General features: G+C 56.4%; 23 protein-coding genes and 5 pseudogenes. 9 read left to right on the top strand and 19 right to left on the bottom strand.

Annotated features, from left to right (window positions below; genetic code table 11):
• Positions 1 to 22: 22 nt before the first annotated feature.
• From ATI02_RS27025 to ATI02_RS27005, 4 genes and pseudogenes are all read right to left on the bottom strand, one after another.
• A pseudogene (locus tag ATI02_RS27025) lies at positions 23 to 526 on the bottom strand (DNA adenine methylase); the annotation flags it as partial.
• Between the two features lie 150 nt (positions 527 to 676).
• Positions 677 to 931: pseudogene (locus tag ATI02_RS32845) on the bottom strand (lysis protein); the annotation flags it as partial.
• A 1637-nt stretch (positions 932 to 2568) separates the two neighbouring features.
• Positions 2569 to 3554: pseudogene (locus tag ATI02_RS27010) on the bottom strand (IS1595 family transposase).
• Positions 3555 to 3628: 74 nt separating this feature from the next.
• On the bottom strand, positions 3629 to 4087 hold the full coding sequence (locus ATI02_RS27005; RefSeq protein WP_100847853.1) for a DUF4440 domain-containing protein: 459 nt from the start codon (positions 4085 to 4087) through the stop codon (positions 3629 to 3631).
• Between the two features lie 134 nt (positions 4088 to 4221).
• Between ATI02_RS27005 and ATI02_RS27000 the strand changes: the two genes are divergently transcribed.
• Positions 4222 to 4551: a hypothetical protein gene (locus ATI02_RS27000; RefSeq protein ID WP_100847852.1), complete on the top strand. Its 330-nt coding sequence runs from the start codon at positions 4222 to 4224 to the stop codon at positions 4549 to 4551.
• On the opposite strand, the gene ATI02_RS26995 is transcribed toward ATI02_RS27000, so the two are convergent.
• Positions 4543 to 5061 carry a lysis system spanin subunit gene (locus ATI02_RS26995; RefSeq protein ID WP_100847851.1) on the bottom strand — a complete coding sequence of 173 codons (519 nt, stop codon included), beginning with the start codon at positions 5059 to 5061 and terminating at the stop codon, positions 4543 to 4545. The genes ATI02_RS27000 and ATI02_RS26995 overlap by 9 nt on opposite strands.
• Positions 5061 to 5486, bottom strand: coding sequence for a cell wall hydrolase (locus ATI02_RS26990; protein ID WP_100847850.1), 426 nt, complete (start codon positions 5484 to 5486; stop codon positions 5061 to 5063). Before ATI02_RS26990 ends, ATI02_RS26995 begins: the two co-directional genes overlap by 1 nt.
• A gap of 123 nt (positions 5487 to 5609) precedes the next feature.
• Between ATI02_RS26990 and ATI02_RS26985 the strand changes: the two genes are divergently transcribed.
• Positions 5610 to 6590, top strand: coding sequence for a class I SAM-dependent methyltransferase (locus tag ATI02_RS26985; protein WP_100847849.1), 981 nt, complete (start codon positions 5610 to 5612; stop codon positions 6588 to 6590).
• A gap of 3 nt (positions 6591 to 6593) precedes the next feature.
• Here the strand turns inward: ATI02_RS26985 and ATI02_RS26980 are convergent.
• From ATI02_RS26980 to ATI02_RS26960, 5 genes and pseudogenes are all read right to left on the bottom strand, one after another.
• Positions 6594 to 7756, bottom strand: a protein-coding gene (locus tag ATI02_RS26980) for an IS3 family transposase (protein ID WP_095191983.1) whose coding sequence is annotated in 2 segments (ribosomal slippage) — positions 6594 to 7501 and positions 7501 to 7756 — 1164 coding nt in all. Because the reading frame shifts where the segments join, the coding sequence is not laid out codon by codon here.
• Between the two features lie 423 nt (positions 7757 to 8179).
• Positions 8180 to 9232: a hypothetical protein gene (locus ATI02_RS32840; RefSeq protein ID WP_238156294.1), complete on the bottom strand. Its 1053-nt coding sequence runs from the start codon at positions 9230 to 9232 to the stop codon at positions 8180 to 8182.
• 10 nt (positions 9233 to 9242) lie between these two features.
• The gene (locus tag ATI02_RS26970; protein ID WP_100847848.1) at positions 9243 to 9842 is read right to left on the bottom strand and encodes a YmfQ family protein; all 600 of its coding nucleotides are present in this window, start codon (positions 9840 to 9842) and stop codon (positions 9243 to 9245) included.
• Positions 9833 to 10063, bottom strand: a pseudogene (locus ATI02_RS26965) (baseplate J/gp47 family protein); the annotation flags it as partial. The gene ATI02_RS26970 and the pseudogene ATI02_RS26965, both read right to left, overlap by 10 nt.
• Positions 10044 to 10190: pseudogene (locus tag ATI02_RS26960) on the bottom strand (site-specific integrase); the annotation flags it as partial. The pseudogenes ATI02_RS26965 and ATI02_RS26960, both read right to left, overlap by 20 nt.
• Before the next feature lie 103 nt (positions 10191 to 10293).
• Here ATI02_RS26960 and dusA point away from each other — a divergent pair.
• Entirely contained in the window at positions 10294 to 11304 is a 1011-nt protein-coding gene (gene dusA / locus ATI02_RS26955) for a tRNA dihydrouridine(20/20a) synthase DusA (RefSeq protein WP_100847847.1), read from the top strand.
• 75 nt (positions 11305 to 11379) lie between these two features.
• Positions 11380 to 11760: a DUF2388 domain-containing protein gene (locus ATI02_RS26950; RefSeq protein WP_167394897.1), complete on the top strand. Its 381-nt coding sequence runs from the start codon at positions 11380 to 11382 to the stop codon at positions 11758 to 11760.
• On the opposite strand, the gene ATI02_RS26945 is transcribed toward ATI02_RS26950, so the two are convergent.
• Positions 11761 to 12594 (bottom strand): undecaprenyl-diphosphate phosphatase, encoded by an 834-nt coding sequence (locus ATI02_RS26945; RefSeq protein WP_100847846.1) that lies wholly within the window; start codon positions 12592 to 12594, stop codon positions 11761 to 11763.
• A 506-nt stretch (positions 12595 to 13100) separates the two neighbouring features.
• On the opposite strand from ATI02_RS26945, the gene ATI02_RS26940 reads away from it, so the two are divergent.
• From ATI02_RS26940 to ATI02_RS26925, 3 genes are all read left to right on the top strand, one after another.
• On the top strand, positions 13101 to 13841 hold the full coding sequence (locus ATI02_RS26940) for a winged helix-turn-helix domain-containing protein (protein WP_095189097.1): 741 nt from the start codon (positions 13101 to 13103) through the stop codon (positions 13839 to 13841).
• 271 nt (positions 13842 to 14112) lie between these two features.
• The gene (locus tag ATI02_RS26930; RefSeq protein ID WP_095189098.1) at positions 14113 to 14772 is read left to right on the top strand and encodes a winged helix-turn-helix domain-containing protein; all 660 of its coding nucleotides are present in this window, start codon (positions 14113 to 14115) and stop codon (positions 14770 to 14772) included.
• A 388-nt stretch (positions 14773 to 15160) separates the two neighbouring features.
• Entirely contained in the window at positions 15161 to 16555 is a 1395-nt protein-coding gene (locus ATI02_RS26925) for an undecaprenyl-phosphate glucose phosphotransferase (RefSeq protein ID WP_095189099.1), read from the top strand.
• A gap of 881 nt (positions 16556 to 17436) precedes the next feature.
• Here the strand turns inward: ATI02_RS26925 and ATI02_RS26905 are convergent.
• From ATI02_RS26905 to galE, 6 genes are all read right to left on the bottom strand, one after another.
• Positions 17437 to 19515 carry a YjbH domain-containing protein gene (locus ATI02_RS26905; protein WP_100847843.1) on the bottom strand — a complete coding sequence of 693 codons (2079 nt, stop codon included), beginning with the start codon at positions 19513 to 19515 and terminating at the stop codon, positions 17437 to 17439.
• Positions 19512 to 20273 carry a capsule biosynthesis GfcC family protein gene (locus ATI02_RS26900; protein WP_100847842.1) on the bottom strand — a complete coding sequence of 254 codons (762 nt, stop codon included), beginning with the start codon at positions 20271 to 20273 and terminating at the stop codon, positions 19512 to 19514. Before ATI02_RS26900 ends, ATI02_RS26905 begins: the two co-directional genes overlap by 4 nt.
• Positions 20270 to 20935, bottom strand: coding sequence for a YjbF family lipoprotein (locus tag ATI02_RS26895; protein ID WP_095189103.1), 666 nt, complete (start codon positions 20933 to 20935; stop codon positions 20270 to 20272). Before ATI02_RS26895 ends, ATI02_RS26900 begins: the two co-directional genes overlap by 4 nt.
• Positions 20936 to 20946: 11 nt before the next feature.
• Entirely contained in the window at positions 20947 to 22062 is a 1116-nt protein-coding gene (locus ATI02_RS26890; protein ID WP_177435548.1) for a polysaccharide biosynthesis/export family protein, read from the bottom strand.
• An 88-nt stretch (positions 22063 to 22150) separates the two neighbouring features.
• The gene (locus ATI02_RS26885; protein ID WP_007910552.1) at positions 22151 to 22387 is read right to left on the bottom strand and encodes a hypothetical protein; all 237 of its coding nucleotides are present in this window, start codon (positions 22385 to 22387) and stop codon (positions 22151 to 22153) included.
• Positions 22388 to 22618: 231 nt separating this feature from the next.
• Entirely contained in the window at positions 22619 to 23635 is a 1017-nt protein-coding gene (gene galE / locus ATI02_RS26880) for a UDP-glucose 4-epimerase GalE (RefSeq protein ID WP_100847841.1), read from the bottom strand.
• Between the two features lie 390 nt (positions 23636 to 24025).
• On the opposite strand from galE, the gene galU reads away from it, so the two are divergent.
• Together galU and ATI02_RS26870 are read left to right on the top strand one after the other, a co-directional pair.
• Positions 24026 to 24859 (top strand): UTP--glucose-1-phosphate uridylyltransferase GalU, encoded by an 834-nt coding sequence (galU, locus tag ATI02_RS26875; RefSeq protein WP_042560129.1) that lies wholly within the window; start codon positions 24026 to 24028, stop codon positions 24857 to 24859.
• Positions 24860 to 24906: 47 nt separating this feature from the next.
• A complete protein-coding gene (locus ATI02_RS26870) occupies positions 24907 to 25320 on the top strand; it encodes a mannose-1-phosphate guanylyltransferase (RefSeq protein WP_100847840.1) in 414 nt (137 codons plus the stop codon).
• A gap of 124 nt (positions 25321 to 25444) precedes the next feature.
• Here the strand turns inward: ATI02_RS26870 and ATI02_RS26865 are convergent, their stop codons facing one another.
• Positions 25445 to 26575: an SGNH/GDSL hydrolase family protein gene (locus ATI02_RS26865; RefSeq protein WP_100847839.1), complete on the bottom strand. Its 1131-nt coding sequence runs from the start codon at positions 26573 to 26575 to the stop codon at positions 25445 to 25447.
• Positions 26576 to 26598: the final 23 nt, after the last annotated feature.

Below are 26598 nucleotides of genomic sequence, written 5' to 3'. Positions count from 1 at the left end.
GTGTGTTCGCTGGCCGCTTACCGCGGTCGTAACGTTCAGCGCATTGAAGCCAGGGGAGATTTTCGACGTAGGTGCCGGACAGGCGTTGCCACGCGGCTGAGAGGTTTTCTTCGATCCGTAGCAGATTGATGGCCGGTGCGGTGGTCGCCGTGCCGAACGTCTGCCCAGTGACCTTGCCGGCGAAGGCGTGGTGCTGCAGGTAGAAGAATCGGGCGGCGCGCTGGATGTCGGTGAGGGTGTCGGGGCGGGTCATTTTCTGCCATTCGAACACCTGCCGCGAACTGAGCGCCCATTTGAACTGGCGCACGAACTCTTCGAGATGGTTCTGCACGACGCGGTAAAGCGTGCCCAGGTCGCCGTTGATGTCGTTGAGGACTTCGACCGGCGATGGCTGGGGCTTCATGAAGTAGAGCGCGGCACCGCCGGCAAAGACTTCAACGTAGCATTCGTGTGGCGGAAAAAGCGGAATGAGGCGGTCGGCCAGGCAGCGTTTGCCGCCCATCCAAGGGATGATGGGTGTAGACATTGATAGCAAGACCTTTACTGTATGGATAAACAGGAACCAGGCTCGCCGCGCTTTGTGCACGGAGCAAGAGCCTTGGCTGGACTTGCAGGGACCATCTGCAGGGACGGCGGTCGATCCGGATGTTGACGCATCCGGACCGGCCGCTCTTTTTCACTTCGGTGATGAGACTTCTTTGGCGTATGCCTGACAGGCCGCAAGAGCAATCAGCCCCCGGTCGCCGTCATCGGTGACGCCGATAATTCGTTGAGCATGCGCTGGGTCAAGTTCGGCTCTTGTGGGGCCATGAACCACGCCGCCGGTGGCGGTGGTGGCTGACATCGATCCGTTGCCGGCGCCGGTGGCGGCGTCGAGTAGGACTGACAAGCGCAGATCAGCAGTGGCAAGGCGGTCGCGCAGGCGAAATTGGGGACAGACCACGATACTCAGCCGACCAGCGTCGGCGCGTTATCACTAAGCATGGCCACATCGATCAAAGTGCGTGAGGCTCTGCCCACCCCATTCCTGATAAACTCCCCCACCTTCGCCCCTCTGATCCAGATTCCCCCAATGCCTCTACAACCCGCCCCACTCTCCCGCCGCTTCTCCGTCGCCCCGATGATGGATTGGACCATCTAATCCTGAAGGCCTTAAAAATAAAGGCTTTCAGAGAATCTGTTTTTTCGGCGTACCTCTTTCGTACCACCGCCCGCACATTTCCAGCCGCCACTAGCAAATCTTGTCGCCAGTGACTGTCGCTCCAATCCAGATAGCACCGACGCGACATTCACTCTCGGACTCAAACAGGAAAAGCTCCGCCACCTAGCTAAGGCGACGGAGCTTTGATGTGCGTCACTGAAAATGTATTTAGACGATTTCGGAAGCCGAGGTCACAGCCCTGTTGTTTCTCACATTGGCACGCGCTAGTTTGGCATCTTCAACTGAACCCCTCCAGGGCCTTAAGCACCACTTGGTGTCTCTTACTCGTTGGACACTCACATGATCCGAACAATAGAGGTCCTGAGCCTCCTAGCGACCTTCGTACTGGCCTCTCTCTGGATTTGCTATCCGTCAGGGAACTACGAACCTTTTACGATTATTTCGGGAGCGGTATTTACCACAATGGAGATATATCGGAGGAGGACAAAAATGAGCACCGAACCCAAGGCCCTGCTGGCCACTGGTCAAGGAGGTGCTGGCGGCAATGCAAAAGTAGGTAGCGGCACCGCTATTGGCGGCAAAGGTGGTGGCGGAGGAGTACCAGGCAATGGCCCTGGAGGCGCTGGCGGGAATGCCGAAGTTGCGGGTCATGGCATAGCCTTAGGTGGGGAAGGCGGAGAGGCGGCACAAGTCGATCGCGGCGGAAGAGGGGGAAGGAATGGTCTTGAGGTTCTCGGTATACCCAATGAACAACTCCCCGACGGCCGGTGGACATGGGACATTGGCCGGGGCGGGAATGGGGGCGCACCTCAGAACCAGGATGACACCACCCAATCATCCACCCGCAGTAATGATTCTGAGCCATTGCATCGGTAACATACGCCAATTGTGTTGGAGTACTAACGCAAAAAAGCCCTACACCCCCGAATAACAAGGGGTGTAGGGCTTAATTGACAAATCAGGAATACCGCTAGCTTGGGATTAAATGGCATTGATTGGCATACGGTTTGCCCCATTTTTGCCCCATCAAGATTTCTTTCCCTGACCGGGCGACCCTCCTTGCACTGGCCGACTGAAACCATTGACTTTCTCTTTAAGCCTGGCGAACGGCGTCGATGAAGTCTGCCGCTTGACCACCAACTTATTGCCCCCGTTAGCTCGCTTCAGCGCCTGCATCGTCACAGCCCTTCGCTCCTTAATGGCACACAATGCATCCTCGAAAGAAGATTCCCTGCTCATCCACGAGAACCTGCGCTCTCTCCCTGAGCTTAGATTCCCGATACGCTGAATTTTTTCCCATCCCATATCCTCCTGGCTAAATGTGAATGCACTTCGTCGCATCACCATCGCTGACATTATCCCTTATCGATTACTGTATATCCAAAAGGGCTATCCACTTAGCTCCACTACTTGCCTTTTTGCTTATTTTTCTTGTTGGCGATTTGCTGATAAGTGATGGGAGCGGTGACGACAGCTTGTTCCAATAATCGATAGAACAGCATTCCTCTCGATAAGGAGGTCCGGCGATTAAAGCGGAACACAAATTCATCCAGATAATGGTCAAGTTGCTCAGGTTTGACGGCCCCATGATGAGTTCCTAACAACCAGCGCTGAACGAGTGCCGCCACGCGATGTACTCCGGGCATGGAAATGTGGCCGGGAATGTCAGAACCGACCATGACGGTGCGATGATGACCGTAACCAAGGTCTTGAAGACTACGGTAAGCGGCGGAGCCGTCCGTATGCACCATCGCTCCTGGTTGAATTACCTCTTGTACGAAGGGAATAACCTGAAGTGCAGAGTCGTTGGGAATTTGATGCAGCCGAATACGTCCGAAGCCTTTAGGCTCCAGGATTTCTACGGCAATGATCATCAATGTTTTGGTGGTATTGTTCTTTCGCCCTTTGGCAGGGGCCCGCTCAGCCTTATCCCTTATCGCAAGAAATGTCTCATCAACTTCAACACGACCTTTGAGTAAGTCTCTGCCTGGTCGCACCATTGCACGGCGAAAGCGATGCAGCATGGTCCATGCTGTTTGATAACTTCCTAGACCAAGAATTCGCTGAAGCCCAAGCGCGTTGACGCCCAATTTCTGGCTGGTGATATACCAGGCTGCCGCGAGCCAGACCTTCAGCGGCGTGCGGATCTTATCAAAAATAGTCCCTGCCGTCACACTGGTTTGGTGTTTGCAACTCTGGCACATCAAGCGATTGCGGTCCGCCCGATAGGGCGGGGCCATGACGCCACAAGCGGGGCAGACAAAGCCTGCTGGCCAGCGCAACTTTTCTAGATAGGCAAGGCAGGATTGTTCGGAACTAAACCAATCTGTGAATTGACTCCAGTTTTTGGGTAGTCTTCACCTGGAACCGGAGTGTGAGCGATTTCGTGCATTGTTGTTTCAAGCCAATGAAATTAGTCCAAATTGTCAATCCTGCCGGTATTTCAATGGCCGTCAGGTCTTGACCTTAGTTCTTTTCCGGCATGGCGGACGAGTGGTGACTGGAAATAAGCCATTGTTTGCCATTCCACTTGTAGGTGAATGTATAGCGGGCCTTCGCTTCTGAACCGTCTGCAAACTTGAATGTATACAAGCCTGCATCGATCGCACTATTGCAGTCGATTTCGATAAAACGACTGTCGATCGTCCCCACTGGCTTACGAAGGAGAAAAGGTGCGAAGTAGTCTTCCTTCTCTTCTGCGGTCAGGCGTGGTTTGTTAGAAACCGTAGGTAGCAGGATTGATTTCCTAGCATAGTTGGCAACAACCTTCTTGGGCTCTCCAGTTTGCAACGATGCATTCCAGCGATCGAATAAAGAGGTAATTTGCTTCTCGGAAGTAGCATGACATACCTCAGACTTGGCATGGGCATTTGTTGCAACGACAAGAACAAGAGCTGCCAAAGGGACGGAACGCAAAAAACGCATGAAATTCTCCAGTAAAAGGAAATAAATTGTACAGGAGAGCGGCGAACGTAGTGCGCGCCTCTCGATTTTATAATAGCACTGGTGGAGCTAAGTGGATAGCCCATATATCCAAACAGTATAAATAAGGCGTTGCCGTGGATCCTTACGAAATCGAAGACACCTCTGACTGGCTCGGTAGCCCGACGCAGCTCGACACCGTTAAGCATTGCGCGCACATGCTCGAGGAGGAAATCCAGGAGCTCAAGCTACAGCTGCGAGTGGCCAAGGAAAACATATCAGGACTGGTGGAGATGCACGCCGAAATTTCACGGGATCGTGATGAGGCTATGAGAAATCTCCGGGAGCAGTCCGGCACATTGGCAGTGCTGCGATTGAAAGAGCGTGATCTTCAGACAGTATCTCGCAGCAAGGATCGACTCATTGAGGACTTGCGCCGCCAGCTGTGCGACAAAGACTCAGCGTGATACTTCCCGCACGTAAGCCTGGCAGGCTGCAAGCGCGATCAGTCCTTGGTCGCCTGCGTCGGTGATGGCGACAATTCGTTGAGCATGCGCTGGGTCAAGTCGGGCACGCGCTCCTCCATGAACCACGCCGTCGGCTTCGGAACCGGCTGACAATGCGCAGTCACTGGCTGGATCCGCAGCGTCGAGGAGGACTGACAGCCGCAAATCAGAAGTGGCAAGGCGATCACGCAGGCGAGCCTGATTGGTTTGAGCATCGGTCAGTTCCTTGTGGTGAGTTTCGTCGCTGGCCGCCAGGCGCCGCTCAAGGGCCGCGCGCTTGCCCTGATCGGCTCGCACCTGAGCAGCGGCCGCGTTGCTGATGGCGCTCAGGTCGTCCTGGTGCAGCCCGGCCAGCTCCGAGAGCTGCTTGCCGAACCGCCAATCCTGAATTTGCCAACTCAGCGCCGCGCTCCCACCCATCAGTGCCATGACCAGCACCAGCAAACCGATGAGTTTGTGCACCAGCGTCATCACGGCACGTCCCTGAAGAAGAGGTGGCGACCGAGTTTCAATGTCTGTTTGGCCTTTGCCGTCCAGGCAGGCGCCTTCGGCATGGTGGTCGCGTAGTAGTGAGTGGCGCCGCCGGTAGGATCCGGTACTTTACCGGCCAGCACCTGGTCAGCGGCAATCTGCGCTTGAGCAAACTCGCGAAACGGGATCGGCTTCGCGCCGCTCAGATAGGCAAAGTTCGGGTCGTTCTTGTTCCAGCAGCTGAACTGATACGGCTTCTGGCACACGCCGGCATAACCCTCGCCCCACCACGACTTGGCGTTGCCGTCGTTCACGCGGTTACGGATCGCCCAAGCCACTGCCACTTGGCCGGCCAGGCTTTCGCCGCGTGCCTCCCCCCACAGCGTTCGGGCTAGGACATCGCGGTCTTTTTCGGTTGCAGTCATCACTTCCTCCGGGCAAAAAAATACCCGCTCGATGGCGGGTAGTGGTTAACTTTGTACTATTTAAAGTGCCAACATTATTAGCTGGTACTATCCGGCCGAAAAATCTAATGCGAGAAAAACAAAATGTGGCAAGCCATCAAGGAACGACTACAACCGGCGAAGGCGAGCGAGACTCAGCAGAATGCAGAACTGGAGGCTCAGCACCTTCGCGAGCAGTGCCAGGCGCTCACAAAGCAGAATGAAGTTTTGGAGTCTGCACTTGCCCGATTTTCTTCGGCGATAACTCCGCAATCACCAGGGACAAGTCCACCCCGGGCTGCGTCGAACATCATCATCGACGAGAAATTCCGCTCATACTATCGCGGGGTATTGCTCGATACGTTCTACAAAGACAACCCCATGATCGACATCACGAACGAAGAAGTATTCGCACGTGACCTTGACGCTCATACAGAGCGAAGATTTAGGGTCTTTGAGAACTTAATCGAGTCGTGGCTCAAGATCGCAGCCTCGAACATGCATGAGATGACCGCAATTGAAATCGGATCAGGAACTGGTTCGAGCACGCTAGCCTTCGCCTCCCAAGTCAAAAAACTTGTCAGCTTTGAGATTGATGAAAAGGCCACAGACGCTGCGGAAGCACGCCTTCATCATTTCGGGTTGAACAATGTCGACTTTCGACGCGAACTGTTCTCGCCAGAAGCGGAAATCGTGAAGTCGGGGGAGCCAGTACACATGATTGTGTTGTGTGCTGTGCTTGAGCACATGACACTTGCGGAGCGGCGCGAGGCCCTGCAAACGGCTTGGAAGTTATTGGTCCCTGGTGGATTTCTCGTTGTAACAGATACACCAAACCGTTTCGCGGTGTTCGATGATCATACAAGTCTGCTGCCGTATTACTCGGCCCTGCCTCCTGACATTCAGCACGAGTATATAAAGTTTTCGCCACGCAAAGACCTTGTTACCTCTATTGCAAATACACATGAAGACGATATCGCTGAAACCATAACGCGCTGGGGTTCAGGGATTTCTTACCATGACTTTGAGTTGGCCATCGGTAAGGATATCCACAAACACATCATCCTTGATGGGTATGAGCTGTAGTGGTCAACTAATCCCGGACACGACGTTAAGTTTTTTCTCGGCCTGAGCTGGGGCCAGTCCGTTGTTGAATTGGTGCGGTCTAATCCAGTTGTACCGATGCATCAGGTAATGACTGATGTCGCGGTGCGCTTCTTGAGCTGTCATGTAGCCCACGGTCGGTATCCATTCAGTTTTCAAGCTGCGAAACACACGCTCCATCGGCGCGTTATCCCAGCAGTTTCCACGACGGCTCATGCTTTGGCGCATGCGGTAACGCCAGAGCCGTTGGCGAAACTGGCGACTGCCATATTGCGAGCCCTGATCCGAGTGAAACAGAAGCCCTTGAGGCCTGCCACGCTGTTCGTAAGCCATGTCCAACGCCTTGATGACCAGATCCGCATCCGGCTTGTTCGACAGCGCCCAGCCCACCACTCGGCGCGCGTAAAGATCCATAACGACAGCCAGGTAATGCCATTTCCCTTGAGCCCAGATGTAGGTGATGTCGCCACACCAGACCTGATTCGGCGCCGGCACATCAAACTCTCGATTCAATATGTTCGGAATGTCAGGCCGCTCAACCGTCGCTTGTTTGTAGGCATGTGATCCAGGTTGTTTACTGACCAACTCCAGTTCCCGCATCAGGCCTCGCACCTTGAACCGCCCAATTTGCTCGCCGTCTTCCTGCATCATCGACACGATGCTGCGGCTACCGGCGGCGCTTCGACTTTGCGTAAACAGTTCGTTAACCCGGCTGCGCAACCGAAGCCGCTCAACGTCTGGAGTTCGGCGCCTGAGACGATGGGCGTAGTAACACGAACGAGTGACGTCAAAGACTGCGCAAAGCCAATCAACCGGCTCTTGGGGGCTCAGTTGATCAATCAGCGCGTGCGCTCGTGCTCTTCCGACATCAAGAGCGCGGTAGCCTTTTTTAAAATGGATTTCTCCCGCTCAAGTCGAGCGATTCGAGCTTCCAATTCCTGGATTTTCTGTTGCTCTGGCGTCAGCGCTTTACTCTGCGGAGTAACGCCAGTGCGCTCCTGCTGAAGCTGATTAACCCAGCGGCGCAACGCGGACTCAACCACACCAAGCGAGCGGCTGGCTTCGATATGGCTATAGCCTTGATCGAGCACGAGGCCTGCGGCCTCGCGTTTGAATTCAGCGGAAAAAGAACGACGTTGTTTGGTCATCAGACACCTCTATCTGGCGAGCATTCTCGCCTAAATGGGTGTCCGGTTTCATTAGACCACTACAAGCCAAGCCTAATTGAGCATTATCCAGACCGCATTGATGACGCCCTTCTGCGCGTTGCATTTCAACACTACGAAATCCCCGCGCATCGAGCTTTTACTCGGCACAACCTTCATTTCGTGATCCAGAAGCCATTGCCAGCCAACTGATTCGAGGATCTCTACCATCGCCTATCTGGGCGATGGTAGGCCGCTACTTTCGCCATTGGCGGAATCATAGAACTCAGCCCAGCGATCATCCGATACGTCAATAAGACCAAGACATGCATATACCTCTGAATCTTGCGGACTCGCAAAATAGGCAACGACCGTTGACTCCGTCGCATCCGAAAACTGCACGATTACGTTACTCATATAACCTCCTTAGATCGCATAGCCACTGAGATAGATTGATGCAGATGTGAAGGTCCCACCTGTCGTGGTCGTACTCCAATAGATCGTCTGCGCTGCAATGATGGGGACCATCGCGAATGATCCGGAATTCGTCCCAGGACCTCCATTGGATGCTCCCGCTATCTGCTGAATACCGATCAGGGTTGATGATGCAGACACGTTCAAGCTTGCATACGACGAACCATTCGTGATTACAGTGGCCCAGCCACTGCAAGATCTAGCATTGCGAGGAACTAAATTCGCGACACTAATGGCGGTCGGACTCCCGACACCGACACCGGTTGTTGCCACAACGGCAAATGGGAAAGAGATCTGACGATCTACCTGATAAGCCACCACAAACTGCCCGCTCGCATTCGTTGGCCACACAGTAACGAGAGCTGAAGCGAGATAGCCCGCAGGCATATTTGCGCCACCGTAGATCTCCGGCTGTACCGCGCTGGTCGCGTTAGCTGCCAGTAGCGCACTGGTGCTTGTAGCTGGATTGTAGATAGCATAAACAGCAACGAACCCGCTGACCGGAGCGGCACCAGTGTCCATGCCACCGGCCCCGGTGGTGGTGAGATTGATGTTCTTGTTGAACGAAGCCACCAACCACGCCGCACCACCCAGCGCTGATTTCACAAAAATCTCATCAGCGGTAACTGTGGCGATCGCGCTGGCAGCAGCAACCGACATCCGCATATTTCGGATTGATCCGACTATTGCCGCCCGCTTGCTGATTGCTTGCTGCGTGCGCTGTGCAGTCATCGTTTTCGCATTGTCAGTACCTGCCTCGGCCTCGGCCTGCGTGGCAAGTGGCCTGGTAGTACCGATAATCAGGCTAATAGCGGTCGCAAGCTGAGTATTCAAGAGTTCATCAGGGACCATTCCTGCCGCAGTAATGACATTTAGAATCTCGTCAGAAACGGCATTGCCCCACTGCGCCGGAATCAAAGATCCGGGAGTGCCCGCCAGTGGATCTTCATCTGCAAACTTGCCACCTACCAGCCCGATGCTGGGCACACTGATCGGATAATCCATGCCTTACTCCTTAGTCATAATTGATGTGCACAACGGTGTGTGCCGGCGCCGGCCGACGAATCAGGCATTCAAGTGCGTTACCCGGATTGGCGCCGAAACGCTCGCCCCAGTAGCTGACGCCAAAGCGCCGGCCCTGCCGCTGGCGCCCGCCGGTGTTTAAGGTCCACATGAACTGCGCGTTCCAGGTGCCAAAGTGCGCCGCCCCGAAACGCGAACGCCCCATACGGGGCGCTCGGTGTTCGGTGATGGTCGCGTTCGGGTAACCCTGACTGACGGCGATCTCAATGAAGTAGGTCGGGCTCTGCCCGCCGACCTCGAACAGCCGACGGCGCACCGACAGCCGCCGATCTTCAAACGCCGGGTTCGGCCCCAGGCACGCATCCGGCAAGCCCATGATGGCCTCCCAGTCCGGCACCAGTTCGCTGACGCCCGCCGGGTCCATTTCATTCAGCAGGTCCAAGGCCCGCGCTTCAAGCCGTGAGAATTCGACCGCGACCCCCGCCAGCACCAGCTCGATCTCCGGGACCAGTTCAGGATCCCAGGCTGGCCCCGACGGCAGCAGCCCGCGCAGCTGCAGGCGGTATTGCTCGGGCGTGCGCGCTACAGCCATGTGATCCCCCCAAACGTCAGCAGCTGATTGGTGGCCGGAACCACGTTCGCCACCGGCACCGTCAGTTGGTGGTCGGTTTCGCCCGCGGAGCCACTGACGGCTTCACGGATGTGAGTGATCAGCAAGGTGTCGCCGAGCCCGGCCTCGCGTTGATGCAGATCGCGCAGCTGCCGCTCGATGGCGGCGCGCACGGTCGAGGTGTCGCTTTCGCGTCCAAGCCTGAGCTGCCTGTTTTCGGGCGAAGGTCTGACTCTCTTGGTAGACTTGCACTCCGTCGCGCTTGATGCGGATCTGAGCCGTGTAGCTCACCGTCCCATCCGCCAGTTTTCTTGCCCTGATAGTCGCCATATCGAAAGTGGTACGCGTCAGTTTTGAAGTGGTACATCGTACCACCGACATTCAAAAAACGCCCGAAAACACCCGAAAACACGCTGAAAACACGTAGAGCAAAATGGTACAGAACACCCACTCCAGACCAGTAAATTCAAGCCCTGCGCTGTCTCGGCGCTTCAGCGTCGCCCCCATGATGGATTGGACTGACCGCCATTGCCGTTTCTTCCTACGCCTCCTGTCGAAGAACGCTCTGCTCTACACCGAAATGGTCACCACCGGTGCGCTGCTCAACGGTGATCACGAACGTTTCCTTCGTCACAACGAAGCTGAACACCCGTTGGCCTTGCAGTTAGGCGGTAGCGTCCCTCTCGATCTAGCCGCCTGCGCCCGCATGGCCCAGGAGCACGGTTACGACGAGGTGAACCTCAACGTTGGCTGCCCGAGCGATCGTGTGCAGAACAACATGATCGGCGCGTGCCTGATGGGTCACCCGCAACTGGTGGCGGATTGTGTGAAGGCGATGCGTGATGCGGTGTCGATTCCGGTGACGGTGAAACATCGCATCGGCATCAACGGTCGGGACAGTTACGCGGAGCTATGCGATTTCGTCGGCACAGTTCGTGATGCCGGGTGTACCAGTTTTACGGTGCATGCGCGGATTGCGATTCTGGAGGGGTTGTCGCCGAAGGAGAATCGCGACATTCCGCCGTTGCGTTATGACGTTGCTGCGCAGCTGAAGGCAGATTTTCCGGCGTTGGAGATTGTGCTGAACGGCGGGATCAAGACGATGGAGGCCTGCCATGAGCATTTGCAGACGTTCGACGGTGTGATGTTGGGGCGTGAGGCTTATCACAATCCGTATTTGCTGGCGGAGGTGGATCAGCAGTTGTTCGGCAGTTCGGCTCCGGTGATCAGTCGGGCTGAGGCGTTGGCGCAGTTGCGGCCTTACATTGCCGAGCATTTGCTGGCGGGTGGGTCGATGCATCACATCACGCGGCATGTGCTGGGCCTGGGCACCGGGTTTCCCGGGGCGCGTAAATTCCGCCAGTTGTTGTCGGTGGATATTCACAAGGCCAAGGATCCGTTGGCGTTGCTGGATCAGGCGGCGGAGTTGTTGGCGGGTCGTTGATCGACGCGTTGTATGTGCGGGCAACGCATGAGCGGTGCTCGCGGCTTTGTTGTACCGACAGGATGTCTTTTGTTTATGCACGCGTTTAGCTGTGTTTTATTCAAGCGGTTCACCCTCCTCGCTTTACTCCTTACCGTCCCTGCCAGCGCCTGCGCCAGTTGCGATTTTTTGAAAGGCTGCGGTGATGGGAAAGATGGCCCTTTTGAATCAACCCAGATGTCTGGCTTTCTGGTTTTCACGACGACGATGATCACGGTCGATGGGATGTCGGACATGTCCGAACTGAAAAAACGTGTGTATTCGCTAGAGGAAATCGAAGCGGCGCGGTATTTCCTCGCCAGCGACGGCATGCTGCAGGCCGCGTACTTCACTTCGGCTTTGCAGCATTTTCGTCAGGATTTGCCCGACTCGGAATTGAACGACCTCGCCGTCGCGGCACTGATCAGCACTCAGTGATTAGCTTGCCGCTGCGGCGGTCCAGTTGACCCAGCCAAACTGCCACGTTGCCAGAATCAACAAGCCAAACGCGATCCGATACCAGGCGAACGCGGCGTAGCTGTGGTTGGCGATGAACTTGAGCAAACCGCGCACGGCGATCATCGCGAAGATGAATGCAGTGACGAAGCCGAGGGCGAAGACCGGCAGGTCGCTTTGCTGGAACAGGTCGCGGTATTTGTAGCCTGAGTACACGGCGGCACCGACCATGGTCGGCATGGCCAGGAAGAACGAGACCTCGGTGGCGGCTTTGCGCGAGAGGCCGAACAGCAGGCCGCCGATGATGGTCGAGCCAGAGCGCGAGGTGCCCGGGATCATCGCCAGGCACTGTACGAAACCGACCTTCAGCGCGTGAGACCAGCGCATGTCATCGACATGGTCGACGCTCACCACGTGGCTGCGTTGTTCGGCCCACAACATGACGATGCCACCGACGACCAGAGCGACGGCAACGGTGATTGGGTTGAACAGGTATTGATGGATTGTGTCAGCAAACAGAACGCCCAACACCACGGCAGGAAGAAAGGCGATCAACAGGTTGAGGGTGAAGCGTTGTGCGTTGCGTTCGGTGGGCAGGCCTTTGACGATTTCAACGATCTTCGGCCGAAACTCCCAGACCACGGCAAGAATGGCGCCGAGCTGAATAATGATGTTGAACGCCATGGCGCGTTCACCGCCGAAGTCCAGCAAGTCGGCGACGATAATCTGGTGGCCCGTACTTGAGATGGGCAGAAACTCGGTCAGGCCTTCTACCGCACCTAAAATCAACACCTGGAAAAGAGTCCAGAAATCCATTAATCCTCCATCAGAGCACTCAGCGCGAGCGGCCCGTTAAACTGCACTCAGGAATTGAGTATCTGAAGTGAAACAATCGGTATATCGACACCTATTGCCTGACTAGGCGACGGAGAATATGTCTTATCAAAAGACACACTCAAGCCATGTTAGTAATCGTCCGCCTACGAACGACTCGGGACATATTTAGGCCTTTATATAGAAAAAAGTTGCCAAGCCGATAAAGTGTGATCAATATCACATTCTTCTAGATGGCCAGACAGTGGCCAAAGGACACAAACAAAGCTGTCGCATTGAGTTCAGAATAGTGGCACAATTTCATATTGCCACCATCTAACGACTAGTTCAGACACCCAGAAAAATCAACTAAAAGCCTGAAAAGCTTAATTATTGTTAGAAAACTCGGGAGCCACGTCTAAAAACAGCGTGAATGTTACCAATTGTCAGTCACAGATGAGAACTGGTGCTTTAACATCCCGATGTCAGCACCTAATTCGAGTCAATGCATGATGCTCTCAGGGAACTTGGCGACTAGAAGTCCGCGCCCGACAAACGACGAACCCGGTGTTCTAACGCTGGGCCGCACCCGTGGTGTGGCCGACCAATTTAGAGCGCTGCTCGCCAAGCACGTGCGCAGCGATATGGCACTTGATACCGACGCCTACACTAGTTCCTGCAAGCACCATGAACACACGGGCTCGTATCGAGCCATCTTCATTGTCATCGATAGCCCGCAGGCCCTCGAAGACAATCTCGCGCTGGTGGAGAACCTGCGCACCGACAACTTGAAACCGATCATTTGCGCGGTCATCACCGGTCGCGGTGCCTTCAACAAGATCAAGTATTTTCTTGCCGGGGCGGACTTCTGTATCAAGCTCAATACTCTTTCCGACGAGGGCGCCGAGTTGCTTGGCGAGTTCTTCAACAGCGAAGAATGGCAGCGAGATATCAATCTTACGCTCGACCCTACTCGAATCTGCCTGTCGGGCACCAGCAAGAAGCTGGATATTTCTTTTGCTGAAATGAAGATCCTGGAAGCGTTTGCGCAAACCGGCAATCACATCCTCAGCCATGATGAAATCGCTAACATCATGGGGCTCAATACCAATTTCTACGACCCCCGGGCGCTGGAAAAATCAATCAGCCGCTTGCGTGGAAAAATCAAGGACATGTATGGTACAAACGCGATTCAGAGCATCCGCGGCTATGGCTATCGCCTGATGCGGGGCCTGATATCGACTGCCTGACTCATGGGCAGCCACCCTTTTGCATGCTTACGAAGGATCGTCTGATGCAACCATATAGCTCTAGTTGTACTTCACGCCTACCTATAAAAAAGCGATTGAATGAGCGCGCCAACATAACAATAAACTCAACAACATAGCAGCAGAACGAGTGGAACTTATCAAGGGCCATTTTCGGGTCCAGACCCTGCCTGTGGATTACTTCCAAGGAAGTCATTGCTCGCCTGCCGATTCACCTTTTAGCCAATTTTGGTACGCAGTTAAGGAGAGAGACATGGAAACTAGTACAACCCTCCCCAGAAAATATTTTGTTGTCGTGACTCACAGTACAACATCGCAGCGCGAACTCGAGAGCATCCTTTCCAGCGAACGGTTCAATTCGTTTGGTACGTCTCAGGCGCAAATGTTTATTGAAGGTGCCAATTCGCCCTCTTCCGCCCCCGTGTTGATGGAGTTCACTTACCCAAGCGGCACACGAAAGAACGTTACCCGCACTATCGAACATGATACTCAGCGCATATTGGCCACGCTTGAGTCCGAATGGCTTGCCGCTCAATCGGCGAATCCATTTCACGGCACTCCAGCAGTAACCACTGAAGCCGGCAACCCGTCGCCCGCTTTCGAAAGCGCTCCCGCCTACACCGAGACCTGGCATCTCGACAATGATCAAGGCGCATTGATCAAAGAAGACATAGAGATCAGTCTCACCGGACTGGAAACTGCGCTGGTCAGGAAGATGCTGCACCACGAAGAGCGCGTTGTCAGTCGCGACGAGTTAATCCTCAGCATAGGCCGAGAGCCGGAGCAATACCGTGGGCTGGAGATGTGCCTGAGTCGCCTGCAAGACAAATTCAAAAGCGCCAGCAATGGTGAGCGACTGTTCCGCGCCGTAAGAAACCGCGGATATTGCCTCATTCAAGAAATCGTGGCTTAAAGACAGCGGTATCTGCAAACACCACAAACAGAAAACAGTGCGACTACAAAAACAATAAGAGCACTCTGTCTGGTTTCACCTCCCTTGATATAGAAATTCCCTGCCCCCTTCCCTACAACAGTAACAAATCCAACATCATCTATTCACCCCCTTCTCTGCGACCTTTTCTAACACCCTTATATTTAATTATTAAAAAGTTGGCACTGCGCCATCTTGTTAGAACTCGTCAGACACCATTCCCGCCAATAAATTAGTCTATTGACTGACGACAGTTCGGCATATCGACGTTGTTACCTCAGGACACTCGTTAAAACAAAAACAATAACTCTGACTAACAACTCGGCTTTCAACTGTTGAAACCTGAATGGACGTCTTTTGGGGATATCGTATGGATCTTTCTCTCAGTATCAATCGAAGCACGGGCCTCAAGGGACTGACCTTTTGGGGCCAATGGGCGCTGGCGCAGGGTTTTATCGTTGCTTTGCTGTTTGTATTGGCGGAGCAGCACACGGGAACCGTCGCGTTCTATTACCGGATGTGCGCCACACTGGCGGTGTTGGCCTCGGTGCCGGCGTATACATTCAGTGGCGTATATCGAAAGCGAGACAACTATCTGACCGGCTTGGGGCGTCTGTTGATGGGCTGGTCGATGACCATGGCGGCGCTGGCTTTCATCGCGTTTGTCTGCAAGGCCGATGAGTTGTTTTCCCGACAGGTGATCGTGAGCTGGGCAGTCTACGGCTTCTTGGGTCAGGCACTGTTGTACGCTCCGTTGCATGCGTTTTCGAAGTTCTATCAGCGCACCCGTAAAAGCGAGCACAAGACGCTGATCGTTGGCACGGGTGAGCTGGCGTTGGGCCTGGCGAAGAAGTTGAGCCAGATCGAAAACCTGCCGTTGGTAGGGTTGATCAGTAACGGCAAGGTGCCTGCACTGGATTCGGATGCACCGCGCGTGGTTGGTGCTCAGGAAGATCTGCTTAAGCTGATCGAAGCCCACGACATCCGCCGCTTGTACATCACCCTGCCGCTCTCGGAAGCGGCGAAAATCGAAGCGATGTATGTCGACCTGCTGGGTGCCAACGTTGATGTGGTCTGGGTGCCGGACTTGAACAGCCTGACGCTGCTCAATCACTCGGTGAAAGTCGTGGACGGTCTGCCGGCGATCTACCTGAACGAAAGCCCGCTGACCAGCCGCCCGACCGCGGCGCTGAGCAAAAGCCTGATGGAGAAAAGCGTCGCGCTGCTGGCGATTATTATGCTGAGCCCAGTACTTGCGATCATTGCCCTGGCGGTGAAGATCAACTCGCCTGGCCCAGTGTTTTTCAAGCAGGATCGCCATGGCTGGAACGGTAAGGTGATCAAGGTCTGGAAATTCCGTTCGATGCGTGTGCACGATGACAAAGACGTCAAGCAGGCCAGCCGCAACGACTCGCGCATCACTGCCGTTGGACGCTTCATCCGCCGCACCTCGCTGGATGAGTTGCCGCAATTGTTCAACGTGCTGCAAGGGCACATGGCACTGGTTGGTCCACGTCCGCATGCTGTCGCGCACAACCATTTCTACTCGGGCAAAATCCTCGCTTACATGGCGCGCCACCGGATTAAACCGGGCATCACCGGGCTGGCTCAAATCAGCGGCTGCCGCGGTGAGACGGACACCATCGACAAGATGCAGAAGCGTGTCGAGATTGACCTGCAGTACATCAACAGCTGGTCGTTGTGGCTGGACTTGAAGATCCTGGTGAAGACACCGTTTACGTTGCTGTCGAAGGATATTTACTGAGGTTCAGCGTTACGCAAGGCAAGACCGCAGGGGGACGAAAGTCCCCTTTTTTGTGCCCGTGATTAAGAGCCGACCGAAGATCACTGTGGGCGTGGGCTTGCTCACGAATGCGTGGCGTCAGTCAGCGTAGATGTCTGATGTACCGACGCCTTCGCGAGCAAGCCCGCTCCCACAGGGATTTGTGGTGGGCCGGGGATTTGGGGGTTGACACATATTCCTGTGGAGCGAGCCTGCTCGCGAAAGCGGTGGGTCTGGCAATGATGATGCTGGATGTGCTGACGCCTTCGCGAGCAGGCTCGCTCCCACAGGGATTTGTGGTTGGCTCGGGATTTGTGGCGTGACAAATAGCCAGTGTGGGAGTGAGCCTGCTCGCGAAAGCGGTGGGTCTGGCAATGATGATGCTGGATGTGCTGACGCCTTCGCGAGCAGGCTCGCTCCCACAGGGACTTGTGGTTGGCTCGGGATTTGTGCTGTGACAAATAGCCAGTGTGGGAGCGAGCCTGCTCGCGAAAGCGGTGGGTCTGGCAACATCAATGTTGAATGTGCCGCCGTCATCGCTGGCCAGCCAGCTCCCACAGGGATTTGGGGTGGGCCGGGATTTGGGGTTTGACACATATCCCTGTGGGAGCGCGGCTTGCCCGCGATGGCCTCAGGCCAGTCAGCATCGATGTTGAATGTGCCGCCGTCATCGCTGGCAAGCCAGCTCCCACAGGAATTTGTGGTGGGCCGGGGTTTGGGGTTTGACACATATCCCTGTGGGAGCGCGGCTTGCCCGCGATGGCCTCAGGCCAGTCAGCATCGATGTTGAATGTGCCGCCGTCATCGCTGGCAAGCCAGCTCCCACAGGGATAGCGTCAGGTTGAGCGTTGATCGATCAGCCGTTACTCGGTGATCTTCTCGAAGTTGCGGTAGAACATATCGTCATCCCGGCTATCGGTCATCGAGTGCAATTGATAACCGCGATTCAACCGCGCGCCACCATCTCGCGTCAGCGGTGCCCACACCAGGTTGGCGCGGCGCATGGTCGACATGCTCATCATTTCGTCGAACGGTATCGACAGATAGAGACCCTTGTCGAAGCTACCTTCCCCATACTCGGCACTGCTGGCCGTGGTGATGGTCGCCCAGGCGCCAAAGCGCACGCCGTTGGAGAACTCGCGAGAGATGTCCAGCGTACCGCCCCAGTCTCCGGCCAGGTAACGCCCGACGCTGATCGCCGCCAACGTGTCGTAAGGCAAATCCGTATAGCCAGTGATATGCCCGGTCACTACCGAGTAATCGCGCAGACCAAAACCCTGATCGAATTCACGCTGACGCACGTAGTTCAGATCTGCGCCCACCGACCAGCGCTCGCCAGTCGGGCGGAACAGCACCTCGCCCCCTACCCCGGCGAACATCGACTCCAGATAACCGCCGTACACCATGCCATACCAGTCTTTATCCAGTTGCTCGGTGTGGCTCAACTGGAACATCGGCATGGTCACTTCAGACTCGGTCAGGTACTGACGCAAATCCGTGCGCACACGCGGCAAGCCGCTGGGTGCGTCATAGGTGAATTTGTCGAAGTTGTTGATCAGATTCGCGCTGAGCAAACCGCTCCACCAAGTGCTGCGATTAAAGCGGTACTCGGCGTCCGCATCGGCACTGAATTGATAGAGCAAGCCATCCGGGCCGCCGACGTTCTGTTTGAAGCCCAGACCCACGCCATAACTGAAGTGCTGCGGCGCTTCGGTGTAGAGGGTTTTTTCGTTGTGCGGCATCGCCGGATTGACTTCGGTGGTGCGATGCAGCGACAGCAGCGGTTCCTCGTTGTTGATCACTTCGCGGAAGGTCTGGCGCGGCACGCTGGTTTCTTCCAGCGGCAGGTCGTAGCGCTTGTTGACCAGGGTGAACCAGTCAATGTCGTCGTTGACGCTGTTGTCGAGAACCCTACTCGCACGACCAACCGCTTTGGATGAATGGAAGTAGCGCTGCTGCTCGCCGTACACGATCAACTCCGAATCACGCTGGCTGATGCGCTCGACCTTGTACCCGGCGTTCTGCTGCAAACGCTGGGAGACGTTGGCCCAGTCGACCTGCTCCATCGACGTGGTCGGCATCTTCGCCGGCAACGGTTCGGGCGTCGGATCGTAGGTCTTGGCCGGCGCCTTGCGGCTGACGAAATTGGTGTGAAAGGTGATGCCAAACATCGCCGTATTACCACGCTCCCACGCCGCGCTGACGTCAACCGAATCCGCCACTTTGAACACCGCGCCGAAGTTGATCGGTGAGTCCTGCTTGATGATGTTGTCCTTCGGTTCGTGCTTGTAGTCGTTGCCTTCGTATTCGAGTTTCAGGCTGAGGCGATCCCAGGGCGTCTGATAACTCACGCCACCGAAAAATGACGGCTTGCCGCGAAAGTACGAACCCGAGTTGACGTCACCGGTGCCCTCGAGGGCCGGGCGGGTATCGAAGCGATCACTGACGTAACCCAACGGGTTGTCGAGGTCGCCGCGATTGCCCAGATAACCCCAGGCAATGCCGGCGCTGAAATCAAAATTGTCGAAGCGCTTGTTGGCGACAAAGAACTCACTGGAGAACAAACCCGTACCACCGATATCTCGGAAGCCCAGGGCCACATCGGGCAGCCAGTGGCTTTCCTGCCAGAGCCGGACTTTGGCGTCGACCGCCTTATCCTTATAGCTTTGGCTGCCGCTGAGGGCCTCGGAGCCGTACGGGCGGTTAGTGATCGCGGTGTAACGGAACGAACCTTCGAGCCAGTCCAGCGGCTGCAGCGACACGCTGTAGCGGCTGTACGGCTCGGTGCGGTTGGCATTGACGCTCAACTCGCCGGCCGGGGCCATGCGCGCGGTCGGCGTCTGCAAAAGGCCGGTGCCACCGAAGTCATTTTGAGTAATGCGCGGCTCGGCGTGCGCCAGACCACAGGGCAATAACAACACAGCTGCAAAACGTAAATTCAACGAACCACCTCAGCCAATTGCGTGGCAATAAATTCGGCCAACTGCTGATTCAGTTCAGGGACAGGCGGATCAAGATCATCATTTTTCACCGGCACCAGAATCTTGCTGCCGGCCACGGGAAACTGCCCGCTCTCGCGATTCCAGTGGGCAATGCCGACGCGTCGCGAAACGCCGTTGGGCTGGATCAACCACAGGTAATCGGCCTCGGCATCGTCAAGCGGCGTGCAGCTTTCCAGGTATTCACGGGCCTCCAGCAACGGCTGGTACGGCAAGTGACACGGCTCGGCGACGGCGCCAAGCACTTCAACTTCATCGACGCGCTTGGGGTAGATCAGTCGATCGCCATCGTCCAGACGAATGTTGCGGGCGAAGCCGACTTCAATCGCCACCGGGTCGAGATCGGCGATCTGCCGTCCGGTTACCGGCATCTGTCGTACTTGCTCGGCTAGCCGCTGCGCCAGCGCCCCACGGCTCGGCATGTCAAAGAGCATTGCCATGCGCTGCAACACGTCCAGATCGAACAACACGCCGGCCTTGAGTCGCGTCTGCTCTTGCAGCAACGACTGCCGCAACAACACGCCCGCCAGCCAGTAACCTTCGGCATTCGGCACGGCTTCGTTGATCACGTCGAGCAAGCGCCCGCCCGCCGGCAGTTCGACCGGCCCGGGGTTGGCGACGTCGCCGCTAACCGTGACGGCGGCCTGGCTCACGCTGCTGATCAACAGCAAACCCGCCGATAGCGCTTTAAGCCGCTTCACGGCAGGTGCCTGCGATCAGGGGTCAGTTGCACAATCCTGACGCGCAATTGCGAGGTCAGTTGCTGCTCACTCTTGACGATGAAACCGTCACGCGGATCGACCCAATAACGATTGGTCGCACTCAGGCCGATGGCCGGGGCGTCAATCTGCTCATCGACACGTAGCACGGTGTATTCCTTGTCGAGAATGTCCAGGGTTTCCGTTGAGCGGCGGATGAAGCGACTGTTGACGATCACCCCGACTTCCTGGCCCCTGTAGAGATCGATCCAGCGCCGAGTCGTGAAGCCATCGGCCACTTGATGCAGGCCACGTTTGAACGGCGAGTCATCCGACAGGCGTGTGCCGTCGAGATCGCCTTCCAGGCCCAGGCCAATGCTGCGCACGGCCAGACCATTGCGCAGCAGCAACACTTGCTTGCCGGAAGCGACCCAGAACTGCAGGTCGTCGCGCTCGCGCACCAGCGCCAGCACCCCGGAGCCGGACGGCGTGGTCAGTTTGAGTTGCGGATAGTTGACTTCGGCCACCTGGGCCGCCGTCACGTCCACCTCGTCCGGGCCGATCACCGCCGATTTGAGGTTGTTCAACGAAGCGCTCATCAGCGGGTTGCAGCCACACAACAACAGGGCCGCACTCAGGCAGACGCCAACTTTCAACGTGTTCACAGTCGGCGACCTTATTTGCTGTTGTTACTGTATTCGCTCCAGTTCTTCGCAGCGGAAGCCCCGGTCCCGACAATCGACGCCGACGGCACCAATTGGCTGATGAAGCGATTCCAGCGCGTCACGTTGGCCGGGCCAACATAGACCACGTCCTGCGGGCGCACTTCGAAGTGCGTCGCGAGTGCCATGGCTGTCGGCGATTCGGCGTTCAACTGGTAGATCTTCGCCGGCTCCACATCGAGGTTTTCCACGCCACGGATGACGTACACCGCGTTGCCGTTGGAGGTGGTCTGGCTCAAGCCGCCAACCGAGCCGAGGACGTCGGAGAGGTTCATGGTCGCGGTCTTGAAGCTCAATGCGCGCGGCTGGTTGACCTCGCCCATGACGTAAATGCGTTTGTTGTCGTTGTACGGCAGATATAACTGGTCGCCACCTTTGAGGTAGACGCCCTGCAACTCGGAATCCTGCTGATTGAGCGAGTCGAGATTGAGCGTATAAACGCGGCCGTTGCGCGTCAGCGTCAGGCCGGACAAGTCGGCATTGTTGGTGTCGATACCCGCCGAACCGAGGGCCTCGACCACGCTCAGTGGATTGGTCGAAATCGCTTGCGGGCCGCCCTTGGCCACTGCGCCGGTAACCACGACTTTCTGACTGGCGAAGCGCAGCACCGCGACATCCACCTGCGGTTCGGCAATGAACGCCGACAGCCGTTGTTCGATGTCGGCACGCAATTGCTGGATAGTCCGGCCGGCGGCCTGGACTTCCTTGATGAACGGGTAATACAGCGTGCCGTCGGAGCGCACCAGTCGGCCGTTGGCATCGATCTGTTGTTGCGCGCCGGACGGGGCTGTCAGCTCGGGATGATCCCAGACCGTGATGTACAAGACATCGTTGTTACCGATGCGGTACTCGGCCGGGGTCGCCAACAGCTCCGCCGGCAGCGACTCACGCTTGTGCGTGGCGCGGGTGGTGGAGATCAGCTTGGGGGTGATCGGGATCAGCTCGACCCGGCTGCTTTCACTGGCCCCTTGGCGGGTGATGTCACTGGTGCTCAGGTATTGGCCCGGGGAAAACATGCAACCTTGTAAAGCGAGACTTGCCAACATTAAAAGAGAAAAACTACGAGTCATAATGGCACTACGCTATTCAAGGGCGAATCTAAAAAGAAGTCACCCGACTTGCGTCGGGCGACCCTTACTGCACTAACAAAAACCTCTGTTAGTTGTGTGTGCCGGTAGTACCGGTGGTACCTGTGGTACCGGTGGTGCCGCCGTTGGCACTGCCACCGCTGTTGGACGCCGCTACTGCACTGGCAACCATTGCAGTACTGGCTGCAGGCGCTTGAGAAGCCGCTACATTGCCACCTACATTGGTTACCGCCGTCAGCGGCGCTTCAGCTGCGGCAGCCCAGTTGCTCAACATCGTCAACAGGGCAACTGCCATCACTTTCTTCATATCAACTCCTTTCTAACATTCGACCTGTTAAAAACCGGCCGGCGTTAGAGGTGGTAGAGTTCAAGTCCGCGAAAAATGCGAACAAGATCCGTTGTTCTTTCACAGTCTTACCCAACTGATAAAAGTCGAACGGCAGGTTTATATCTACGGACTTGCAAAAGGCATTTCCAGCGTATTTTCCCGACGATATCTAACACCTGACCGAAACTAACATTTCACATCAAAACGACATCAGCCGAGATAACCCTTGGGATGGTTGGATTGCCAGCGCCAAGTATCGGTAACCATGTCCTGCAAGTTGCGCGTGGCTTTCCAGCCCAACTCTTTCGCCGCTTTCGAAGCGTCGGCCCAACTCTCGGCGATATCCCCCGAACGACGCGGCATCATTCGATACGGCACGGGTTGTCCGCAGGCCTGTTCGAAGGCGTGCAGCACTTGCAGGACGCTGTAGCCATCGCCGGTGCCGAGGTTCCAGGTGTGAATGCCAGTACGTCCAGAGATGGACTGCAATGCCTTCAAGTGCCCGTCCGCCAGGTCGACCACGTGGATGTAATCGCGCACGCCGGTGCCGTCGACCGTGGGGTAATCGTTGCCGAAGATCGACAGTTCTTGCAGGCTGCCCACCGCCACCTGGCTGATATAAGGCACCAGGTTATTGGGGATACCGTTCGGGTCTTCACCCATGTGGCCGCTGTGATGCGCGCCGATCGGGTTGAAGTAGCGCAGCAAGGCGATGCTCCAGCGCGGCTCGGACTGGCACAGGTCGCGCAGCACGTTTTCGACGATCAGCTTGGACTGGCCGTAAGGATTGGTCGGAGTACCGGTCGGGAAATCCTCGCGGATCGGCATCTGCTCGGGCTCGCCGTAGACCGTCGCCGAGGAGCTGAACACCAGCCGGAACACCCCGGCCGCCGCCATCGCCTGACACAGCGTGATGCTACCGCTGACGTTGGTTTGGTAGTACGCCAGCGGCTTGCGCACGCTTTCGCCGACGGCTTTGAGCCCGGCGAAATGCAGCACGGCGTCAATTTTGTGCTCCTGGAAAATCCGGTCGAGCAGCGCGCGGTCGCAGACATCACCGCGAATCATCAACGCGCTCCTGCCGCAAATGGCTTCCACCGCGTGCAGTGCCGCGTCGCTGCTGTTGCAAAGATTATCCAGCACGACAACTTCATAACCTGCTTCAAGCAAAGCAAGTGTGGTGTGCGAGCCGATATAGCCGGCGCCACCGGTTACCAGAATCTTCATAGCGCGGTCCGTTATTGGATAAGTAGCCGATGTCGTGTCAAGCCTGTTGTTGTGCAGATGTGTCGCAATCCACACAAACAAGGCGACAACAACCGAAAACAAAACTAGTTCAATGACTGGCAATATTTATTTTTGCAGGTCACACTGTATTGCCCGCTACTTATTAGCACTGCAAGTGCACTCATCACTATCAACAGATACCGACTAAAAATAACTAATAGCGCACTAACCGACATCGCATAACATTGGTGTGTTTTACCACTCCGACCATTTGCCATTAATAACCTGACTCAGGTATTAAAGTAAGCCTTCAATCAACATTAAAACTTGCAGCCATTGTTAATGGCCCGCAACCGTCGCCTGTGTTCCATGACTGTCCAGGATACTTTTATGATTCGTAAATGTTTGTTCCCCGCTGCCGGCTACGGCACGCGTTTCTTGCCGGCCACCAAAGCCATGCCAAAAGAGATGCTGCCGATCGTCAACAAGCCGTTGATCGAATACGCCGTTGAAGAAGCACGGGACGCCGGTCTGCAACACATGGCCATCGTCACTGGCCGCGGCAAGCGTGCGCTGGAAGACCATTTCGACATCAGCTATGAACTGGAGCACCAGATTCGCGGCACCGAGAAAGAGAAGTTTCTCGCCGGCACCCGTGAGCTGATCGACACCTGCACCTTCTCCTACACCCGTCAGGTGGAAATGAAAGGCCTGGGCCACGCGATTCTCAGCGGTCGGCCATTGATCGGCGATGAACCGTTCGCCGTGGTGCTGGCCGATGACCTGTGCCTGAACCTGGAAGGTGACGGCGTTCTGACGCAGATGATCCAGCTCTACAAGAAATTCCGTTGCTCGATCGTCGCCATCCAGGAAGTCCCGGCCGATCAGACGCACAAGTACGGCGTGATCGCCGGCGAGCTGATTTCCGACGGCATCTACCGGGTAAACAACATGGTGGAAAAACCAGCACCGCAGGACGCGCCGTCGAACCTGGCAATCATCGGTCGCTACATTCTGACGCCGGACATCTTCGACCTGATCGCCGACACCCAACCGGGCAAAGGCGGCGAGATCCAGATCACCGACGCGCTGATGAAACAGGCGCAGAACGGTTGCGTGCTGGCCTACAAGTTCAAGGGCCTGCGCTTCGACTGCGGCGACGCCGAGGGTTATCTGCAAGCGACCAATTTCTGCTACGAAAACGTCTACCTCAAGGGCCGCTGAGACGGCTCCGACACCCGACGCCCACTCTTCACTTCAGGCAGGTGACCATGAACATTGCACAACATTCCGTAGAGATTGAACGCGAGGTGGGCAACCTCGGGGTGGTGAGTTGGTTGTCGCGCCATCAGCCGTTGCCCAGCGCCAACGAGCCCTGGCTGGGTACTATCTTGTTGGTGGAGCGCATCGGCATGTTCCCATCGTCCGGCGATATTCCCCGGACGATGGCCGATCCCTATCCCCTGCTCGCCCATCTGAAAAAGCTCTACAGCGAGCAGGCGCTGGAAATCGATGACCGCGACGGCCTGAAAGTGATTTTCAGCGACTGGCGCTTTCGCGTGCGCATTTGCTGCAACGACCCGGCGATCATCATCAACGTGGAAACCCGTTGTGATACGCGGTTGATGCCGCAGAAGATTTCCGAATTGCTCAATCAAGTCGACGCGTTTAATCAAAACGTCTGATAGCACTCTCGCTGCTGATCGTTCCCACGCTCTGCGTGGGAATGCATCTTGTGACGCTCTGCGTCACCCGGTGAAGGGACGCGGAGCGTCCCGGGCGGCATTCCCACGCGGAGCGTGGGAACGATCACTGCCGGGATGCGGAGCAGTTATCGTCAGCGCCCACTATCCAGCGGTAAAAATAATCGGCAATCACCTTTCCACCCGTAGCCGGGACTGGATGAATCTTGTCCGGACCAATCATCGCGGCCGCATAGCGTTTGACGTCGGAGCCAAAGGCGCATTGCAGATTGGCGTAGCCCAGATGCTGCTCGTGCGCCCAGGGTTGCAGAACCTGCGCATACGCCGACATCGGATAGGCACTGGACCGCGTGGTGTCCTGACGCATGATCAGGTTGATGCTCGCGGCTGGCTGGATCTCGCGGATCATCCCCACCAGACCCTGCACATTGTGCAGATACGCTTCGGGCTTCACCCCAAAGCCCTGATCGTTGCCACCGAGCATGATCAGGTAAACGTCGGCGGGAATTTTCGACACGGCAGCTTTCCACTGGGTCTGCCAGTGCGGGTCCTTGTGATAGAAGTCAGCAGATGCCGCGCCAGACGCCGCGAGTTTGGAAACCCGAATGCCGTTCTGATCATTGCTCATCCACAGGCCGAACAGCGTCGGTGCCCCCTTCACCACTTCCAGTCTGAATGCCCAATCCGCCGCAGTCGGTGTGCCCGGCAATGGCACTTCCTGAACGCCTGAGCCTGCGAGCGTCAATGGCTTCCAGTCTTGCGATGGCGCCCAGCGATAGCGCACCTCACCGGGTTCGCCATTGCCCCGATAAAGCAACTTCGCCTGGGTGACCGCCGTGTTGATCCGAGGTGTCGGGTTGGCATCGATCTGTAACCAGGCGCCGGGCTGCCCTGTCACCGTGCGGCTGTCAGGACTGGCCTGGCCGAGGCCGGACACATCCCAGCCGCCACCAAAGTACTTCTCGCTGCTGCGGGTGTATTTGAAATGCGTGCCACCCAGCGCCGCGCCATGGTTGAAGCCAACGTAACCGGGGCCGGCGAAACCGACCTCCCCGGCCACGCGCTGCACCAGTTTGTTCAGATAGAAATCCTGCCCGGCGCTGTAGCTGTCGCCGATTACCGAGACGGACAAAACCTTGCCGGCCTTGCCTTCGCGCCACTGAGCAAAGCGCTCGCGCGCATCGCCCACCTCAACCACTGACGCCGCAACGGGCTGGACGTCATCAACTGCCAACATGCATAAATTCCTTCATTCAGTGA

Origin of the sequence: Pseudomonas baetica (genome assembly GCF_002813455.1) — a bacterium.
Taxonomy (GTDB): domain Bacteria; phylum Pseudomonadota; class Gammaproteobacteria; order Pseudomonadales; family Pseudomonadaceae; genus Aquipseudomonas; species Aquipseudomonas baetica.
This window is presented reverse-complemented; position numbering and strand designations above follow the sequence as displayed.

What these genes read in the sequence shown, in the direction of transcription:
- ATI02_RS26925 (WP_095189099.1), top strand. Translation starts at nt 15,161, where the DNA reads ATGGATCTTTCTCTCAGTATCAATCGAAGCACGGGCCTCAAGGGACTG.
- ATI02_RS26865 (WP_100847839.1), bottom strand. Translation starts at nt 26,575, where the DNA reads ATGTTGGCAGTTGATGACGTCCAGCCCGTTGCGGCGTCAGTGGTTGAG.
- ATI02_RS27005 (WP_100847853.1), bottom strand. Translation starts at nt 4,087, where the DNA reads ATGCGTTTTTTGCGTTCCGTCCCTTTGGCAGCTCTTGTTCTTGTCGTT.
- ATI02_RS26985 (WP_100847849.1), top strand. Translation starts at nt 5,610, where the DNA reads ATGTGGCAAGCCATCAAGGAACGACTACAACCGGCGAAGGCGAGCGAG.
- ATI02_RS26970 (WP_100847848.1), bottom strand. Translation starts at nt 9,842, where the DNA reads ATGGCTGTAGCGCGCACGCCCGAGCAATACCGCCTGCAGCTGCGCGGG.
- ATI02_RS26950 (WP_167394897.1), top strand. Translation starts at nt 11,380, where the DNA reads ATGCACGCGTTTAGCTGTGTTTTATTCAAGCGGTTCACCCTCCTCGCT.
- ATI02_RS32840 (WP_238156294.1), bottom strand. Translation starts at nt 9,232, where the DNA reads ATGGATTATCCGATCAGTGTGCCCAGCATCGGGCTGGTAGGTGGCAAG.
- ATI02_RS26945 (WP_100847846.1), bottom strand. Translation starts at nt 12,594, where the DNA reads ATGGATTTCTGGACTCTTTTCCAGGTGTTGATTTTAGGTGCGGTAGAA.
- ATI02_RS26990 (WP_100847850.1), bottom strand. Translation starts at nt 5,486, where the DNA reads ATGACTGCAACCGAAAAAGACCGCGATGTCCTAGCCCGAACGCTGTGG.
- ATI02_RS26885 (WP_007910552.1), bottom strand. Translation starts at nt 22,387, where the DNA reads ATGAAGAAAGTGATGGCAGTTGCCCTGTTGACGATGTTGAGCAACTGG.
- ATI02_RS26940 (WP_095189097.1), top strand. Translation starts at nt 13,101, where the DNA reads ATGATGCTCTCAGGGAACTTGGCGACTAGAAGTCCGCGCCCGACAAAC.
- galU (WP_042560129.1), top strand. Translation starts at nt 24,026, where the DNA reads ATGATTCGTAAATGTTTGTTCCCCGCTGCCGGCTACGGCACGCGTTTC.
- galE (WP_100847841.1), bottom strand. Translation starts at nt 23,635, where the DNA reads ATGAAGATTCTGGTAACCGGTGGCGCCGGCTATATCGGCTCGCACACC.
- ATI02_RS26930 (WP_095189098.1), top strand. Translation starts at nt 14,113, where the DNA reads ATGGAAACTAGTACAACCCTCCCCAGAAAATATTTTGTTGTCGTGACT.
- ATI02_RS26890 (WP_177435548.1), bottom strand. Translation starts at nt 22,062, where the DNA reads ATGACTCGTAGTTTTTCTCTTTTAATGTTGGCAAGTCTCGCTTTACAA.
- ATI02_RS26870 (WP_100847840.1), top strand. Translation starts at nt 24,907, where the DNA reads ATGAACATTGCACAACATTCCGTAGAGATTGAACGCGAGGTGGGCAAC.
- dusA (WP_100847847.1), top strand. Translation starts at nt 10,294, where the DNA reads ATGGTACAGAACACCCACTCCAGACCAGTAAATTCAAGCCCTGCGCTG.
- ATI02_RS26995 (WP_100847851.1), bottom strand. Translation starts at nt 5,061, where the DNA reads ATGACGCTGGTGCACAAACTCATCGGTTTGCTGGTGCTGGTCATGGCA.